General features: G+C 42.8%; 19 protein-coding genes. 18 read left to right on the forward strand and 1 reads right to left on the reverse strand.

The features are described 5' to 3' along the window. Nucleotides 1–139 precede the first annotated feature (139 nt). From GMD5S_RS0204305 to GMD5S_RS0204355, 11 genes are all read left to right on the forward strand, one after another. A complete protein-coding gene (locus GMD5S_RS0204305; RefSeq protein WP_000631261.1) occupies nucleotides 140–541 on the forward strand; it encodes a Spx/MgsR family RNA polymerase-binding regulatory protein in 402 nt (133 codons plus the stop codon). Continuing rightward, on the forward strand, nucleotides 542–820 hold the full coding sequence (locus GMD5S_RS0204310) for a UPF0223 family protein (protein WP_001041966.1): 279 nt from the start codon (nucleotides 542–544) through the stop codon (nucleotides 818–820). Beyond that, the gene (locus GMD5S_RS0204315) at nucleotides 810–1,583 is read left to right on the forward strand and encodes an inositol monophosphatase family protein (RefSeq protein ID WP_000850026.1); all 774 of its coding nucleotides are present in this window, start codon (nucleotides 810–812) and stop codon (nucleotides 1,581–1,583) included. The genes GMD5S_RS0204310 and GMD5S_RS0204315 overlap by 11 nt, the downstream gene beginning before the upstream one ends. Continuing rightward, nucleotides 1,584–2,888 carry an RsmF rRNA methyltransferase first C-terminal domain-containing protein gene (locus GMD5S_RS0204320; protein ID WP_001160235.1) on the forward strand — a complete coding sequence of 435 codons (1,305 nt, stop codon included), beginning with the start codon at nucleotides 1,584–1,586 and terminating at the stop codon, nucleotides 2,886–2,888. Between the two features lie 210 nt (nucleotides 2,889–3,098). Next, a complete protein-coding gene (locus tag GMD5S_RS0204325; RefSeq protein WP_000746359.1) occupies nucleotides 3,099–3,977 on the forward strand; it encodes a phosphate ABC transporter substrate-binding protein PstS in 879 nt (292 codons plus the stop codon). Continuing rightward, nucleotides 3,977–4,894 (forward strand): phosphate ABC transporter permease subunit PstC, encoded by a 918-nt coding sequence (gene pstC, locus GMD5S_RS0204330; protein WP_001070951.1) that lies wholly within the window; start codon nucleotides 3,977–3,979, stop codon nucleotides 4,892–4,894. The genes GMD5S_RS0204325 and pstC overlap by 1 nt, the downstream gene beginning before the upstream one ends. Next, nucleotides 4,884–5,768: a phosphate ABC transporter permease PstA gene (pstA, locus tag GMD5S_RS0204335; RefSeq protein ID WP_000543050.1), complete on the forward strand. Its 885-nt coding sequence runs from the start codon at nucleotides 4,884–4,886 to the stop codon at nucleotides 5,766–5,768. Before pstC ends, pstA begins: the two co-directional genes overlap by 11 nt. Before the next feature lie 10 nt (nucleotides 5,769–5,778). Further along, the gene (pstB, locus tag GMD5S_RS0204340) at nucleotides 5,779–6,582 is read left to right on the forward strand and encodes a phosphate ABC transporter ATP-binding protein PstB (protein ID WP_000049849.1); all 804 of its coding nucleotides are present in this window, start codon (nucleotides 5,779–5,781) and stop codon (nucleotides 6,580–6,582) included. Nucleotides 6,583–6,594: 12 nt separating this feature from the next. Then, nucleotides 6,595–7,353, forward strand: coding sequence for a phosphate ABC transporter ATP-binding protein PstB (gene pstB, locus GMD5S_RS0204345; protein WP_001287326.1), 759 nt, complete (start codon nucleotides 6,595–6,597; stop codon nucleotides 7,351–7,353). Nucleotides 7,354–7,364: 11 nt separating this feature from the next. Next, on the forward strand, nucleotides 7,365–8,018 hold the full coding sequence (gene phoU / locus GMD5S_RS0204350; RefSeq protein ID WP_000946469.1) for a phosphate signaling complex protein PhoU: 654 nt from the start codon (nucleotides 7,365–7,367) through the stop codon (nucleotides 8,016–8,018). A 157-nt stretch (nucleotides 8,019–8,175) separates the two neighbouring features. Beyond that, the gene (locus GMD5S_RS0204355) at nucleotides 8,176–8,991 is read left to right on the forward strand and encodes an ABC transporter substrate-binding protein (protein WP_008292486.1); all 816 of its coding nucleotides are present in this window, start codon (nucleotides 8,176–8,178) and stop codon (nucleotides 8,989–8,991) included. A gap of 19 nt (nucleotides 8,992–9,010) precedes the next feature. Here the strand turns inward: GMD5S_RS0204355 and GMD5S_RS0204360 are convergent, their stop codons facing one another. Next, nucleotides 9,011–10,282 carry an aminotransferase-like domain-containing protein gene (locus GMD5S_RS0204360; protein WP_000712268.1) on the reverse strand — a complete coding sequence of 424 codons (1,272 nt, stop codon included), beginning with the start codon at nucleotides 10,280–10,282 and terminating at the stop codon, nucleotides 9,011–9,013. A gap of 144 nt (nucleotides 10,283–10,426) precedes the next feature. Here GMD5S_RS0204360 and budA point away from each other — a divergent pair, with 144 nt between their 5' ends. The 7 genes from budA (at nucleotide 10,427) to GMD5S_RS0204395 (ending at nucleotide 16,878) form a co-directional block, all read left to right on the forward strand. Further along, on the forward strand, nucleotides 10,427–11,158 hold the full coding sequence (gene budA / locus GMD5S_RS0204365; protein ID WP_000375405.1) for an acetolactate decarboxylase: 732 nt from the start codon (nucleotides 10,427–10,429) through the stop codon (nucleotides 11,156–11,158). A 9-nt stretch (nucleotides 11,159–11,167) separates the two neighbouring features. Next, complete coding sequence (locus tag GMD5S_RS0204370) at nucleotides 11,168–11,920, forward strand: YhfC family intramembrane metalloprotease (RefSeq protein WP_000215870.1); 753 nt, start codon at nucleotides 11,168–11,170, stop codon at nucleotides 11,918–11,920. Between the two features lie 111 nt (nucleotides 11,921–12,031). Continuing rightward, complete coding sequence (murB, locus tag GMD5S_RS0204375) at nucleotides 12,032–12,937, forward strand: UDP-N-acetylmuramate dehydrogenase (RefSeq protein ID WP_000111596.1); 906 nt, start codon at nucleotides 12,032–12,034, stop codon at nucleotides 12,935–12,937. 159 nt (nucleotides 12,938–13,096) lie between these two features. Beyond that, nucleotides 13,097–14,254 carry an ABC transporter ATP-binding protein gene (locus GMD5S_RS0204380; RefSeq protein ID WP_000742896.1) on the forward strand — a complete coding sequence of 386 codons (1,158 nt, stop codon included), beginning with the start codon at nucleotides 13,097–13,099 and terminating at the stop codon, nucleotides 14,252–14,254. Next, entirely contained in the window at nucleotides 14,235–15,041 is an 807-nt protein-coding gene (locus tag GMD5S_RS0204385; RefSeq protein ID WP_000754123.1) for an ABC transporter permease, read from the forward strand. Before GMD5S_RS0204380 ends, GMD5S_RS0204385 begins: the two co-directional genes overlap by 20 nt. After that, nucleotides 15,038–15,811: an ABC transporter permease gene (locus GMD5S_RS0204390; protein WP_000712722.1), complete on the forward strand. Its 774-nt coding sequence runs from the start codon at nucleotides 15,038–15,040 to the stop codon at nucleotides 15,809–15,811. The genes GMD5S_RS0204385 and GMD5S_RS0204390 overlap by 4 nt, the downstream gene beginning before the upstream one ends. Then, nucleotides 15,808–16,878: an ABC transporter substrate-binding protein gene (locus tag GMD5S_RS0204395; protein WP_000737945.1), complete on the forward strand. Its 1,071-nt coding sequence runs from the start codon at nucleotides 15,808–15,810 to the stop codon at nucleotides 16,876–16,878. Before GMD5S_RS0204390 ends, GMD5S_RS0204395 begins: the two co-directional genes overlap by 4 nt. Nucleotides 16,879–16,982: the final 104 nt, after the last annotated feature.

Genomic DNA, 16,982 nt, shown 5'->3' on the forward strand with positions numbered 1-16,982 from the left:
ACTTGCAAAGCAGGAGATTTTTGCAGAAAACAGTCTATTTTCTATGAAAAAATAGGCTTTTTTTCTAAAAATACCTAGTCAAGCGCTTTATTTTTTTGTATAATAGAAATAGCAAGTATAGATAAAAGAAGAGAAAAGCATGATTACACTATTTTTATCGCCGAGTTGTACATCATGTCGTAAGGCAAAGGCTTGGTTAGAGACGCATAAAGTGCCCTTTCAAGAGCATAATATTATGACTAGTCCTTTAACAAGAAAAGAATTACAACATATTCTTTCCTTGACCGAAAATGGTACTGATGACATCATTTCAACTCGTTCAAAAATTTTTCAAAAATTGGATATTGATGTAGAGAGTATCTCGGTATCGGAGTTGCTTCAGTTGATTGAGCAATATCCTAGTCTTTTGCGTCGCCCAATTATTATAGATACCAAACGCATGCAGATCGGTTTTAATGAAGATGAGATTCGTGCTTTTCTCCCTCGTAGTTACCGTAAACAAGAATTGAAAGAAGCAACATTGAGAGCTGGTATTGGATAGATGAACAAACAGTATAGTTACCCACTAGATTTGTCGTGGAGCACTGAAGAACTTGCTTCAGTGCTTTCTTTTTTTAATGATGTTGAAGCTGCTTATGAAGATAAGGTAGAAGCAAAAAAACTGCTAGAGTCTTACAAGGAATTCAAATTGGTCGTGCCAAGCAAGAGTGAAGAGAAACGTTTGGGACGAGAATTTGAAACAGTTAGTGGTTATTCGCTTTACCGAGCAGTTCAGGCTGCCAAGGAAAAAAGAGAAGGGAAGATTTCTCTTGAAAACTAAATTTGAATTTGCCAAACAGATTGTGAAGGAAGCTGCTGCCTATATTTTGGCTCACATGAAAGAAGATTTGCAGGTTGAGCGCAAGTCTTCCCCTACTGACTTGGTGACGCGTTTGGACAAGGAGGTCCAGGAACTCTTGGTTGAACGGATCAAGTACTCCTATCCTGAGGACTTGATTTGCGCGGAAGAGGGTTGTTTACGTGCTGCAGTCGGTCAAGGTTCCGTTTGGGTGATTGATCCCATTGACGGTACCAATAACTTTGTCGCTCAGCAGGAAGATTTTGCCGTGATGTTGGCTTATTTTGAAAATGGGGTTGGCAAATTTGGCATCATCTATGATGTCATGAAAGGTGATTGTTACCATGGTGGTGGTGCCTTTCCTCCTTGCCGCAATAATGAGCCCTTACCGCCTTTTAAAAAGAAACCTCTTCAAGAATTTTTAGTTGCCGGCAACTCAGGTATGTTTGAAAGCAATGAGTGGGGATTGGGTGATTTGGGTCGAGCAGCGTTGGGTGTCCGTGTCTACGGCAGTGCGGCCATTAGTTTTGCCAAGGTTTTATCAGGTCGTCTTCTGACTTATATTACCTATCTGCAGCCATGGGATTACGCTTCGGCCAGTATCTTAGGGGAAAGTCTGGGTTATCGCCTTCTTACGGTATCGGGTGAGCCCGCTGATTTTAAAACGCGTCAGCCTGTCATGATGGTGCCAATCGAGATGCAAGAAGAGATTCAGTCTTATATCTACGAAAGGAAAGAGAACTAAATGCAATTTCCAGAAGGATTTGTTGAAAAATATGAAGCGATACTAGAAGACGAGGCAAGAGACTTTCTTGCCTCTTTTAAACAAGAAGCAGTTTCGGCTTTTCGGGTCAATCCCTTAAAAGAAAGTCAGTTATCGTTTGCAGATGCTATTCCCCATACACCTTGGGGGTATTATGGTAAGGTTTCTGGAAAGTCACCAGAGCATGTGACCGGTCTCGTTTATTCGCAAGAGCCTGCAGCCCAAATGGTGGCCCAGGTGGCTCAACCAAGTCCTGGTATGAAGGTCTTAGACTTGGCGGCAGCACCAGGTGGAAAATCCACTCAACTAGCAGCTTATCTGGCTAATCAAGGAGTCCTTGTCTCCAACGAAATTTCAAGTAAGCGTGCTAAGATTTTAGTGGAAAATATGGAGCGATTTGGAGCGACAAACGTTGTCGTGACCAATGAGTCTGCTGATCGCTTGGCCAAGATTTTTAAAGGTTACTTTGATGTGATTGTCCTTGATGCACCTTGCTCGGGTGAAGGAATGTTTCGTAAGCAGCCAGATGCCGTGGATTATTGGAGTACCGATTATCCTAGCCAATGTGCCAGTCTCCAAAGAGAAATTTTAGAAGATGCAGTGAGCATGCTTGCAGAAGGTGGCCGTTTAGTCTATTCGACCTGTACTTGGGCACCTGAGGAAAATGAAGAAATCGTCCACTGGTTGCTGGATACTTATGAATTTGAATTGCTTCCAGTTGAGCATGTGAACGGTATGGTAGCAGGAATTGATCTTCCTGAAACGTCTCGAATGTACCCTCATCATTTCAAGGGAGAAGGCCAGTTTGTTGCCCACCTGCAGTTTAAGGGACAAAATCCAGCACCTAAATTCAAAGCTAGCAAGAGCAATCTCAGTCGTGAACAACTGGCCTTGTGGCATGATTTTGCCCAAAAACACTTGCAGATCAATCTAACTGGTATCTTGCAGACTTTTGGAGATCAGCTCTATCTCTTGCCAGAGATGCTACCGGATCTAGGCAAACTCAAAATTGCCCGAAATGGACTTCATCTGGGGACTTTTAAAAAGAAACGCTTTGAACCAAGCTTTGCTCTGGGATTAGCCTTGAAACCAAGCCAAGTACTTCAAAGTGTCGAAATCAATGATGAGGACTTTGTAAAATATGTAGCTGGCGAGACTGTTCAATTGTCTGAAGCTCGACCAAATGGATGGTACCAAGTTGTGGTTCAAGGAAACGGATTAGGCTTTGCCAAGGTAACGGGAAATGTTTTGAAAAATTATTATCCAAAAGGACTCAGATTCAGGTGAAAAAGCTAGTCAAAGAGCCTATTCTATGTTATAGTGGAAGTATGAGTTTTTTCTGATAGTCTTTCATTATTACTTATATTATACGATGGAATTGTCCGCTCCTAAGAATGACTAGATAAAATAAAGCGGGACAATCATTGATGATAATTGGATGATCAGGACAAACGGAAGAAATCAGAACATTTATCATTATGTTCAAGGAGAATAACAGTGAAAAAAAGAAAAAAGCTCGTCATGTCTCTTGCAGCTCTTTTGATGGCAGGTTCTCTAGCAGGATGTGCTAGCTGGATTGATCGTGGAGAATCCATGACAGCCGTTGGTTCAACTGCTCTTCAGCCTCTTGTCGAAGCGGCAGCAGATGAATTCGGTTCTAGAAACATCGGAAAAACAGTTAATGTTCAAGGTGGAGGATCGGGTACAGGACTTTCCCAAGTCCAGTCTGGAGCAGTTGACATCGGGAACTCTGACGTCTTTGCAGAGGAAAAAGAAGGAATCGATGCTTCAGCCCTAGTAGACCACAAGGTTGCAGTGGCTGGTCTTGCAGTGATTGTAAACAAAGAAGTGGATGTAGAAAATCTCACAACCGAGCAACTTCGCAAAATCTTTACAGGTGAAGTGACCAACTGGAAAGAAGTTGGGGGCAAAGACCTGGCCATTTCAATCATCAACCGAGCAGCAAGTTCTGGTTCAAGAGCGACGTTTGATACGGTCGTTATGAATGGCCAAGCGGCAATGCAGAGCCAAGAACAGGATTCTAACGGGATGGTCAAGTCCATTGTATCCCAAACGCCTGGAGCCATTTCTTACCTGGCTTTTGCCTATGTAGATGACTCCGTGAAAAGCATGAAACTGAATGGGTATGAACCTACGTCTGAAAATGTAACGACCAACAACTGGCCTTTGTGGTCTTATGAACATATGTACACACTTGGTCAACCAAATGACTTAGCTGCTGAATTCCTGAACTTCGTCCTCTCAGATGAAGCCCAAAATGGAATTGTTAAGGGCATGGGCTATATCTCTATCAATGAAATGAAAGTCCAAAAGGATGCTTCAGGTACCGTTACAGCAGTAGAAGGAGGTCAATAATGAATCAAGAAGAATTATCTAAAAAATTACTCTCTCCTTCAAAGAACTCTCGCCTTGAGAAGTTTGGTAAAGGTTTGACCTTCACTTGCCTTTCTTTGATTGTCATCATTGTGGCCATGATTTTGATTTTTGTAGCCCAAAAAGGCTTATCGACCTTCTTTGTCAATGGGGTCAACATCTTTGATTTCCTTTTTGGACAAACTTGGAATCCTTCAGGGAAACAATTTGGTGCCCTTCCGATGATTTTGGGTTCCTTTATTGTGACGATTTTATCAGCCCTCATCGCAACACCCTTTGCTATTGGTGCTGCAGTCTTTATGACAGAAGTATCACCAAAGGGTGCAAAGATTTTGCAACCGGCCATTGAACTCCTCGTCGGTATTCCTTCAGTCGTCTATGGATTTATCGGTTTGCAAGTTGTGGTGCCTTTTGTCCGTAGCGTCTTTGGTGGAACTGGTTTTGGGATCTTGTCAGGGATTTTCGTTCTCTTTGTCATGATCCTACCAACTGTAACCTTTATGACAACAGACAGCTTGCGTGCTGTTCCTCGTCATTACCGTGAAGCCAGTTTAGCTATGGGAGCCACTCGTTGGCAAACCATCTGGCGTGTGACCTTGAAAGCAGCACGTTCAGGTATTTTCACTGCAGTGGTCTTTGGGATGGCGCGTGCCTTCGGTGAAGCCCTTGCTATTCAGATGGTGGTCGGAAACTCAGCAGTTATCCCAACCTCGCTAACAACACCAGCTGCGACCTTGACATCTGTATTGACTATGGGTATCGGAAATACCGTCATGGGAACGGTTGATAATAACGTTCTCTGGTCATTGGCCTTAGTATTGCTCTTGATGAGTTTGGCCTTTAACAGTGTGATTAAATTGATTACGAAAGAAAGAGGAAAGAAAAACTATGCACGCTAAGAAATTAGATAAACTTGCAACAGCTGTCCTCTACACCATCGCGGGTATCATCGTGGCCATCTTGGCATCCTTGATTCTCTATATCTTGGTGAGAGGGTTACCGCATATCTCTTGGTCTTTCTTGACTGGGAAATCCTCCTCTTATCAAGCAGGTGGGGGTATCGGGATTCAGCTCTACAATTCCTTCTTCCTTTTGGTCATTACCTTGATCATTTCTGTTCCCCTGTCTATGGGAGCTGGTGTTTTCCTTGCTGAGTATGCTAAAAAAGGACCTGTGACTAATTTTATTCGTACCTGTATTGAGATTTTGTCTTCTCTACCATCAGTCGTTGTGGGTCTCTTTGGTTACTTGATTTTTGTAGTCCAGTTTGAGTATGGATTTTCAATCATTTCAGGTGCCTTGGCCTTGACGGTCTTTAACCTCCCTCAGATGACTCGAAATGTTGAGGACAGTTTAAAACACGTTCACCATACGCAACGTGAAGCTGGTCTGGCCCTTGGAATTTCTCGTTGGGAGACTGTGGTCCATGTTGTCATTCCAGAGGCACTTCCAGGTATCGTAACGGGTGTTGTCTTGGCATCTGGCCGTATCTTTGGTGAGGCCGCCGCTCTTATCTATACGGCAGGACAATCCGCTCCAGCCCTTGACTGGTCTAATTGGAATATCCTTAGTGTTACCAGTCCTATCTCAATCTTCCGTCAAGCAGAAACCTTGGCTGTCCACATTTGGAAGGTCAACAGTGAAGGAACCATTCCTGATGCTACCATTGTATCTGCTGGTTCTGCTGCCGTGCTCCTCATCTTTATCTTGATTTTTAACTTTGGAGCACGCAAACTCGGAAGCTATTTACACAAGAAATTAACCGCTGCCTAAAGGAGAAGCCATGTCAAAATATAACTGGGATGAAAAACATATCATCACTTTCCCTGAAGAAAAAGTGGCCCTCTCTACTAAGGATTTACATGTTTACTATGGTAAAAATGAATCCATCAAGGGCATCGATATGCAATTTGAAAAAAATAAAATCACGGCCTTGATTGGTCCTTCTGGATCAGGAAAATCTACCTATCTTCGCAGTCTCAATCGGATGAATGATACCATTGATATTGCCAAGGTCACAGGCCAAATCCTCTACCGAGGGATTGACGTTAATCGTCCAGAAATCAACGTCTATGAGATGCGCAAGCATATCGGAATGGTCTTTCAACGTCCAAATCCATTTGCCAAGTCTATTTACCACAACATCACTTTTGCTCATGAACGTGCAGGTGTTAAGGATAAGAAAGTACTTGATGAAATTGTAGAAACCTCTCTAAGACAGGCTGCCCTTTGGGATCAGGTCAAAGACGACCTCCACAAATCAGCCTTAATGCTTTCTGGAGGTCAGCAACAACGTCTCTGTATCGCTCGCGCTATCTCTGTTAAGCCAGATATCCTCTTGATGGATGAACCGGCGTCAGCCTTGGATCCGATTGCGACAGCCCAGCTGGAAGAAACCATGTTGGAATTGAAGAAGGACTTTACCATCATCATCGTTACCCACAGTATGCAACAGGCTGCGCGTGCAAGTGACTACACAGGATTTTTCTACTTGGGTGACTTGATTGAGTATGATAAGACATCCAATATTTTCCAAAATGCTAAGTTACAGTCAACAAATGATTATGTAACGGGACACTTTGGTTAGAAAGGAAACGGTATGTCAGAAGCGATTTTACAGGTCTCAGACCTGTCCGTTTATTACAATAAAAAGAAGGCCTTGAATAGTGTTTCCCTTTCTTTCCAACCTAAGGAAATAACGGCCTTGATAGGTCCATCTGGATCAGGAAAGTCCACCCTACTCAAAGCCATCAACCGCATGGGCGATCTAAATCCTGAGGTGACTACAACTGGATCAGTGGTCTATAATGGTCACAATATCTACAGCCCCCGTACCGATACGGTTGAATTGCGTAAGGAAATTGGTATGGTCTTTCAACAGCCCAATCCCTTCCCTATGTCTATCTACGAAAATGTTGTCTATGGGCTGCGTATCAATGGGGTTAAGGATAAACATGTTTTGGATGAAGCAGTAGAAAAGGCCTTGCAACATGCTTCTATCTGGGATGAAGTAAAGGATCGTTTGCATGATTCGGCCATTGGTCTCTCTGGTGGACAACAACAACGTGTTTGTGTTGCTCGTGTCTTAGCAACCAGTCCGAAAATCATCCTCTTAGATGAACCAACTTCAGCTTTGGATCCTATTTCTGCAGGTAAGATTGAGGAAACCTTGTATGGTCTGAAAGATAAATACACCATGCTCTTGGTAACGCGTTCGATGCAACAAGCCTCACGTATCTCTGATAAAACAGGATTTTTCCTAGATGGGGATTTGATCGAGTTTAATGATACGAAGAAGATGTTCCTAGAGCCACAAAACAAGGAAACAGAAGATTATATTACAGGAAAATTTGGATAAGGAGTTGAATGATGTTACGATCTCAATTTGAAGAAGATTTGGAGAAATTGCACAACCAGTTCTATGCTATGGGACAAGAAGTGCTCTCACAGATCAATCGTACAGTGCGTGCCTTTGTTACGCATGACCGTGATTTGGCAAAAGAAGTCATCGAAGACGATGCAGAAGTAAATGAATATGAAGTGAAGTTGGAAAAGAAATCATTTGAAATGATCGCCCTCCAACAACCTGTTTCGCAAGACCTTCGTACCGTCTTGACCGTTCTCAAGGCAGTGTCAGACGTGGAACGCATGGGAGATCATGCAGTGTCTATCGCTGAGGCGACCATTCGTATGAAGGGGGAGCAACGTATCCCTTCTGTTGAAGAAGAAATCAAAAAGATGGGACGCGACGTGAAAAATTTCGTCGAAGCAGCCCTAGATCTCTATCTCAACGGTTCTGTGGATCAAGCCTACGAAGTAGCGGCGATGGATGAAAAAATCAACCATTACTTTGATAGCATCCGAGATTTGGCAACAGAAGAAATTAGGAAAAATCCTGAAGCTATAGTTACAGGCCGTGATTACTTCCAAGTCATTTCTTTCTTGGAACGTATTGGAGACTACGCAAAAAATATCTGTGAATGGGTTGTTTACTTTGAAACAGGTAAGATTGTCGAATTATAAGAAACGGTTTAAATATACAGAAGAAAAGGCTGATTAAAATAAATCAGTCTTCTTTTTTATGAAAAGAATTGTTTTACAATCAAAATCTCTAAAAGGGTTGACAACTATTTTTAAAAGAGTTATAATTATTCAGAATTAACAGAAAGGTCGTTTATTTATGAAGTTTAAGAAATGGATATTAGTTGTGTGTAGTATGCTTGCCAGCATGATTTTAGTAGCTTGCCAGTCAGGAACGGATAGTTCCCAGTCTGCTGTGGATGCTATCAAACAAAAAGGGAAGCTAGTTGTGGCGACTAGCCCAGACTATGCGCCGTTTGAATTCCAAGTCTTGGTAGATGGTAAAAACCAAGTGGTTGGTGCAGATATTGATATGGCTCAAGCAATTGCAGACGAGCTTGGGGTTAAACTTGAAATCTCTAGCATGAGTTTTGACAATGTCTTGACCAGTCTTCAAACTGGAAAGGCTGACTTGGCTATTGCAGGTATTAGTGCTACAGATGAGAGAAAGGAAGTCTTTGACTTTTCAATCCCTTACTATGAAAACAAAATGAGCTTCTTGGTTAGAAAAGCCGATTTAGACAAATACAAGGATATTTCAAGCCTCGCAAGTGCCAATATCGCAGCTCAAAAGGGAACTGTGCCAGAAACCATGGTCAAGGAACAATTGCCAAATGCCCAGTTGACATCCTTGACCAATATGGGGGAAGCAGTCAATGAATTGCAGGCTGGAAAAGTGGATGCTGTTCATATGGATGAACCAGTTGCTCTTAGCTACGCAGGTAAAAACTCAGACCTTGTTGTTGCATCTGTTAACTTGACGATGAAAGATGGCGAAGCCAATGCTGTTGCTATCAAGAAGGATCAGTCAGACTTGAAAGCTGTAGTCGATAAGGTTATCCAAAAACTAAAAGATGACGGAACCTATCAAACTTATCTTGAAAAGGCTGCGAAACTAACAGAAGTTGAACAATAAGAAAAAGCAGAGTTGGACTTTAATCCAATTCTGCTTTTATGTATTCTAATAGCTCTTCTAGATTTTCGAGAGAGACTTTGGCGAACTGATAAGGGCAGGTGTCCAAATAAGCCTTCTCAAAAAAGTCTAGTTTGAGTGAGCTGTGTTTCAAACTGGCAATCTTAGGATAGTGTCTCAAATCAAGGAGAAGACCATCGTGTAGAGGATAGTGGGGCAAGGGACAGGTGTTTCCTTCAAGCATTTTTTTTATCCGAGCCTGATAGTTTTCCTGAAGGGTCAGTCTGGCCAGTCGATTTTTTTCAAATAACTGGCTATCGATGTAAAGAGAAAGAGCCTTTTGCATGATGAGATTGCTATCATAGTCTAGGATATTTTTGTAGGAAACAAAGGCCTCTTTTAGGGCATTTGGGAGAATGAGGGCGGTAATACGAAGGGCTGGAAAGAGACTGGTTGAGAAGGACTTGATATAAATGACGCGATCCTCAGTATCCAGATAGTGGAAGGTTTGTCCCTTTTTAGAGTCTAAGTCACCTAGATAATCATCCTCGACGATATATACACCATACTGGTTTGCTAGATCCAGAATGGCCCTTTTTTCCTGATCAGAATAGGAATGGCCAAGAGGATAGTGGAAACGAGGAATGGTATAGAAAAACTTGATTTTCCCAGATTTAAACTGTTCTTCCAGTTCTTCAAGGTCAATGCCATCAATACGGCGTTCAATGGTCTGGTAGGCCAATCCCTGAGCGACCAAGAGGCGATTCATCCGGTGGTAGGTCGGCTGTTCGACCAAAATCTCCTCTCCCTGGCTCGGAAAGTTAATCTGAGAAAGGATAAAGAGAGCTTGCTGGGTGCCAGAAGTTAGAACCAGTTGATCGGGTTTACAGTAGAGGGCTTGGTCAAAGAGGAGTTGATGGACAGATTGTCTGAGTTCCTCAAGACCTTCTTGGTTGTCATAGTAGTTGAAGAGGTAGTTTTCTCGGCCTATCAGGGTTTCGTTGACGCAGAGTCGGAAGTCGTCATAGGCACTGGCATGTTCGTCAGTGACTTCGATTTCCAAGTCTTGGTGCTGTCCTTGTTCCAGAACATAGTAGCCACTTTGGGGTTTGGCATAGAGGTATTGTTCATGGCGTAATTCCAGCAGGGCTCGTTGGATAGTGTCCTTGCTACAGTGGAAGTCTTGGCTCAGTTGACGGATAGAGGGAAGTCGGCTACCTGTTGGAAATTTTCCTGATTCGATACCTTTTTTGAGAAAGGAAACGACTGCTTGGTATTTACTTTCTTTCTTCATTCCAGACCTCCGTTGATTTTGTTACATTGTACCTTTTTTTTGCCTCCTTTGCAATGGGAAAAGCATTCCCCCTTTCACAACTAGGAGCAAATGTGGTATACTTAGAAAGTATGATGATTCATTGAAAAGAAGATAAGAAAGAGAATGGATAGAAAAGTGCAGGAACCGGTAAAATTATTTCAATACAATACTCTGGGTGCTCTAATGGCAGGTCTCTATGGTGGAACCATGACAGTGGGAGAATTGCTGGAACATGGTGACCTTGGTTTGGGAACCCTTGATTCGATTGATGGGGAGTTGATTGTCCTTGATGGCAAGGCTTATCAAGCCAAGGGATCTGGTCAAACGCCTGAAATCGTTGAGGTGGCAGCGGATGCTCTAATTCCCTATGCAGCAGTAGTTCCTCATCAGGCAGAAGTGATTTTTCGTCAGCGCTTTGAGATGACGGACAAGGAATTGGAAAAACGAATTGAGTCCTACTATGATGGGGAAAATCTTTTTCGTTCCATCAAGATTCATGGCGAATTTTCACAAATGCATGTGCGGATGATTCCTAAATCCACACCTGATACCAAGTTTGCTGATGTCGCGACACACCAACCTGAATATAGCCGTGAAAATGTATCGGGAACCATTGTTGGATTTTGGACACCGGAGATTTTCCATGGGGTGAGTGTTGCAGGCTACCATTTGCATTTTATCTCAGATGATTTGACCTTTGGTGGGCATGTGATGGACTTTGTTATCAAAGAAGGAATGATTGAGGTTGGGGCAGTCGACCAGTTGGACCAACGTTTTCCAGTCCAAGATCGCCAGTATTTATTTGCCAAATTTAACGTTGACGAGATGAAGAAAGATATTGATAAGTCAGAATAGGAGAAAAAGATGACAGTACATATTATCCTCACCATGATCGCTTTAGTTCTCATTCTAGTAGGTGGAACTTGGTATGCCAAAAAACGGTTTAAAATCTCTCTTGCAGTGATGGGCTTGGGGGCAATCGCATTTTTTGTTTCTTCTCAAGTGTTAGAGAAGATGGTTCACCTTCTGATACTCCATCCGCAAAAAGATGGAACCATTCCGCTTATGCAGGAGCAGCCTTTCTTATACGTCCTTTATGGGATTACCATGGCTGCCCTCTTTGAGGAAACAGCTCGTCTTGTCTTTTTTAAATGGTTGGAGAAAAAAAGAAAGCTAGAAGATCGAGATGCTTTGGCTTATGGTTTGGGACATGGGGGCTTGGAGATGCTCTATCTCGGAATGGGAAGCTTGATCAGTTTGTTGATTCTCTTTTCACTCATCCAGTCTTCAAATACTGATGTAGCCAATCTCCTTCCAAAGTCTACACTTGAAACGGTCCAGTCTCTTTCTGTATGGCAGGTTTATTTACTAGGAGTTGAACGTGTGCTTGCCTTAGTTTTCCAAATCGGTCTTTCCATCTGGGTCTATCAAAGTGTCCGTCAAAAGAAATGGATCTACCTCCTTGCTGCCTATGGTTTGCATGCCTTGTTTGACTTGGCTCCAGCCTTATCTCAGGTAGGCTGGATTGTAAACCCGCTTCTAGTTGAGTTCATTCTTCTCGTAGAGCTTATAGCCTTTATCTGGCTAACCAAATTTACATTTTGGAAAAAATCATAAAAAGAGGGGTGACCTCTTTTTTTATGTAATGATAAAACAAGCTCTTTTTATGGTCGTCAAATGTCTCTAAAAATGGTATAATGGAATGAATTTTGAAAAAGGAAGAGTGACATGTCAGTAAAAGAAAAAATGCTTGAAATCCTAGAAGGAATCGATATTCGTTTTAAAGAACCCTTGAAGACCTATACCTATACCAGGGTAGGAGGTCGAGCGGATTATCTAGTTTTGCCACGAAATCGCTATGAGATGGCTCGTGTCGTCCAATTTGCCAATCAAGAAAATATTCCTTGGATGGTGCTTGGGAATGCCAGCAATATCATCGTTCGTGAAGGTGGAATCCGTGGTTTTGTCATCTTGTGTGATAAGCTTAATAACGTTTCGGTTGATGGCTATACCATCGAAGCGGAAGCAGGAGCGAACTTGATCGAAACAACACGTATTGCCCTCCGTCATAGTTTGACTGGTTTTGAGTTTGCTTGTGGGATTCCTGGAAGCATCGGAGGAGCTGTCTTTATGAATGCGGGAGCCTATGGAGGAGAGATTGCTCATATCTTGCAGTCTTGTCAAATTTTGACCAAGGAAGGGGAAATCGAGACCTTATCTGCCAAGAATTTGGCTTTTGGTTACCGCCATTCAGCTATTCAGGATTCTGGGGCTGTTGTTTTGTCAGCTAAATTTGCCCTAGCTCCAGGAAATCACCAGGTTATCAAGCAAGAAATGGACCGCTTGACGCACCTACGTGAACTCAAACAACCATTAGAATACCCATCTTGTGGTTCAGTCTTTAAGCGTCCAGTTGGGCATTTTGCAGGACAGCTGATTTCAGAAGCTGGCTTGAAAGGCTATCGTATCGGTGGTGTGGAAGTATCTGAAAAGCATGCCGGTTTCATGATCAATGTTGCTGACGGAACGGCCAAAGACTACGAAGACTTGATCCAATCTGTTATCGAAAAAGTCAAGGAACACTCAGGTGTCACCCTTGAGAGAGAAGTCCGAATCTTGGGTGAGAAGGAATAAGGTTGGGGTAGAAAAGTTGCTGCTATAACCATTGTAAAGGGGGTGAAAGCCTATCGTTAGTGAAAATGTATGTAGGCAGTTTAATCTCCTACACGAGGTAGTAGCGGCCTGACAGAGCCCTGATCTGTTAATTTATGAAAAAGAAGGAATTTATGACAATTGAAAAAACCAATTATTGAATTCAAAAACGTCTCTAAAGTTTTTGAAGACAGCAACACCAAGGTTCTCAAAGATATCAACTTTGAGTTGGAAGAAGGGAAATTCTACACCCTTCTAGGCGCATCTGGTTCAGGGAAATCAACCATCCTAAACATTATTGCAGGTTTACTGGATGCGACGACTGGAGATATTTTGCTGGACGGTGTTCGTATCAACGACATCCCAACCAACAAACGAGACGTCCATACGGTCTTCCAATCCTATGCCTTGTTTCCACATATGAATGTGTTTGAAAATGTTGCCTTTCCGCTCCGCTTGCGCAAGATTGACAAGAAAGAAATCGAGAAACGCGTAGCGGAAGTTCTCAAGATGGTTCAGTTGGAAGGTTACGAAAAACGTTCCATTCGTAAACTCTCTGGAGGACAACGTCAGCGTGTGGCTATTGCCCGTGCTATCATCAACCAACCCCGTGTGGTTTTGTTGGATGAACCTTTATCAGCGCTGGACTTGAAATTAAGAACAGACATGCAGTACGAACTGCGTGAACTGCAACAACGATTGGGCATTACCTTTGTTTTTGTCACTCACGATCAGGAAGAAGCGCTTGCCATGAGTGACTGGATTTTCGTTATGAATGATGGCGAGATTGTCCAGTCTGGAACACCTGTGGATATCTACGATGAGCCGATTAACCATTTTGTTGCAACCTTTATCGGTGAGTCAAATATCTTGCCAGGAACCATGATTGAGGACTACTTGGTTGAGTTTAACGGCAAACGCTTTGAAGCGGTCGATGGTGGGATGAAGCCAAATGAACCTGTTGAGGTCGTGATTCGTCCAGAGGACTTGCGGATTACCCTTCCTGAAGAAGGCAAGCTCCAAGTTAAGGTCGATACCCAGCTCTTCCGTGGGGTTCACTATGAAATTATCGCCTATGACGAACTTGGAAATGAATGGATGATCCACTCAACCCGTAAGGCCATTGTTGGTGAGGAAATCGGTCTGGACTTTGAACCAGAAGATATCCACATCATGCGTCTCAACGAAACCGAAGAAGAGTTCGATGCTCGTATCGAAGAATACGTAGAAATCGAAGAGCAAGAAGCAGGTCTGATTAACGCGATCGAGGAGGAAAGAGATGAAGAAAACAACCTCTAAACTCTTTGTAGTGCCCTATATGCTTTGGATTGTCCTCTTTGTCCTCGCACCCTTGGTCTTGATTTTCGGTCAATCCTTTTTCAACATTGAAGGGCAGTTTAGTTTAGAAAACTATAAATCTTACTTTGCGTCACAAAACTTGACCTACCTCAAAATGAGCTTCAACTCTGTGCTCTATGCTGGGATTGTAACTCTAGTGACACTTCTTATCAGCTATCCAACAGCCCTCTTTTTGACTCGTCTCAAGCACCGTCAACTCTGGCTCATGCTGATTATCTTGCCGACATGGATCAATCTCCTCCTCAAGGCCTATGCCTTTATAGGAATTTTTGGTCAGAATGGGTCTATTAACCAATTCTTGGAATTTATCGGAATCGGTTCGCAACAGTTGCTCTTTACGGATTTCTCCTTTATTTTTGTCGCAAGCTACATCGAGCTTCCCTTTATGATTTTGCCGATTTTCAATGTCTTGGATGATATGGATAACAATCTCATCAATGCCAGCTATGACCTCGGTGCGACCAAGTGGGAAACTTTCCGCCACGTTATCTTCCCTCTGTCTATGAACGGGGTGCGAAGCGGAGTCCAATCTGTCTTTATCCCGAGTTTGAGTCTCTTCATGTTGACCCGTTTAATTGGTGGGAACCGAGTGATTACTTTGGGGACTGCCATCGAGCAGAACTTCCTGACCAATGATAACTACGGTATGGGGTCAACTATCGGTGTTGTTCTTATCCTAACCATGTTTATCACCATGTGGGTGACTAAGGAAAGGAGAGAACGATGAAAAAATTTGCCAATCTCTACCTAGCCTTTGTCTTCATCATCCTATATTTGCCAATCTTTTACTTGATTGGCTATGCCTTTAATGCAGGGGATGATATGAACAGCTTTACAGGCTTTAGCTTGAGCCATTTTCAAACCATGTTTGGTGATGGTCGTCTCATGTTAATCCTCACCCAAACCTTTTTCTTGGCCTTTCTATCAGCCTTGATTGCGACCATTATCGGGACTTTCGGAGCTATCTATATCTACCAGTCTCGTAAGAAATACCAAGAAGCCTTTTTATCACTCAATAATATCCTCATGGTTGCACCCGACGTTATGATTGGTGCCAGCTTCTTGATTCTTTTTACCCAGCTTAAGTTTTCACTTGGATTTTTGACGGTTCTATCTAGTCACGTGGCCTTTTCCATCCCTATCGTGGTCTTGATGGTCTTGCCTCGTCTCAAGGAAATGAATGATGATATGATTCACGCGGCCTATGACCTTGGTGCCAGCCAGTTTCAAATGTTTAAGGAAATCATGCTTCCTTACCTGACACCGTCTATCATTGCAGGTTATTTCATGGCCTTTACCTACTCGCTGGATGACTTTGCCGTGACCTTCTTTGTAACAGGAAATGGCTTTTCGACCCTGTCAGTTGAGATCTACTCCCGTGCTCGGAAGGGGATTTCACTGGAAATCAATGCCCTATCTGCCCTTGTCTTTCTCTTTAGTATTATCCTAGTTGTAGGTTATTACTTTATCTCACGTGAGAAGGAGGAGCAAGCATGAAAAAACTCTATTCATTTTTAGCAGGAATCGTAGCCATTATCCTGATCTTGTGGGGAATTGCGACTCATTTAGATAGTAAAATCAATAGTCGAGATAGTCAAAAATTGGTTATCTACAACTGGGGAGACTATATCGATCCAGAACTCTTGGAGCAATTCACTGAAGAGACAGGAATCCAAGTCCAGTATGAGACCTTTGACTCCAACGAAGCCATGTATACCAAAATCAAGCAGGGTGGAACGACCTACGATATTGCCATCCCGAGTGAGTACATGATCAACAAGATGAAGGATGAAGACCTCTTAGTACCTCTTGATTATTCAAAAATTGAAGGGATTGAAAATATCGGACCAGAGTTCCTCAACCAGTCTTTTGACCCAGGCAATAAATTCTCCATTCCTTACTTCTGGGGAACCTTGGGAATTGTCTACAATGAAACCATGGTAGAGGAGGCGCCTGAGCATTGGGATGACCTCTGGAAGCCAGAGTACAAGGATTCCATCATGCTCTTTGATGGGGCGCGTGAGGTGCTGGGATTCGGACTTAACTCACTTGGTTACAGCCTCAACTCCAAGGATCCTCAGCAGTTGGAAGAGACAGTGGATAAGCTCTATAAACTGACTCCAAATATCAAGGCCATTGTGGCGGACGAGATGAAGGGTTACATGATCCAGAACAATGCTGCTATTGGTGTGACCTTCTCAGGAGAAGCCAGCCAGATGTTGGAGAAAAATCCTAACCTCAAGTATGTCGTTCCGACAGAAGCAAGTAACCTCTGGTTTGATAACATGGTCATTCCAAAAACCGTGAAAAACCAAGATGCGGCCTATGCCTTTATCAACTTTATGTTGAAACCCGAAAATGCTCTCAAAAATGCCGAGTATGTGGGCTATTCAACACCAAACCTACCAGCTAAGGAAATGCTCCCAGAGGAGACCAAGGAAGACAAATCTTTCTATCCAGACGCTGATACCATGAAACACCTAGAAGTTTATGAGAAATTCGACCATAAATGGACAGGCAAATATAGCGATCTCTTCCTACAATTTAAGATGTATCGGAAGTAGAAGTTAGCAGACACGAAACGAATCAGTTAAGCTGGTTCGTTTTTTTAATAGAAGTTAACTTTTACAGCCTTATCTTTTTCTATTCGAGTTGCTTATTTGCTTGC

The sequence above is a fragment of the Streptococcus sp. GMD5S genome, from assembly GCF_000298715.2.
In the GTDB taxonomy this organism is placed as follows: Bacteria; Bacillota; Bacilli; order Lactobacillales; family Streptococcaceae; genus Streptococcus.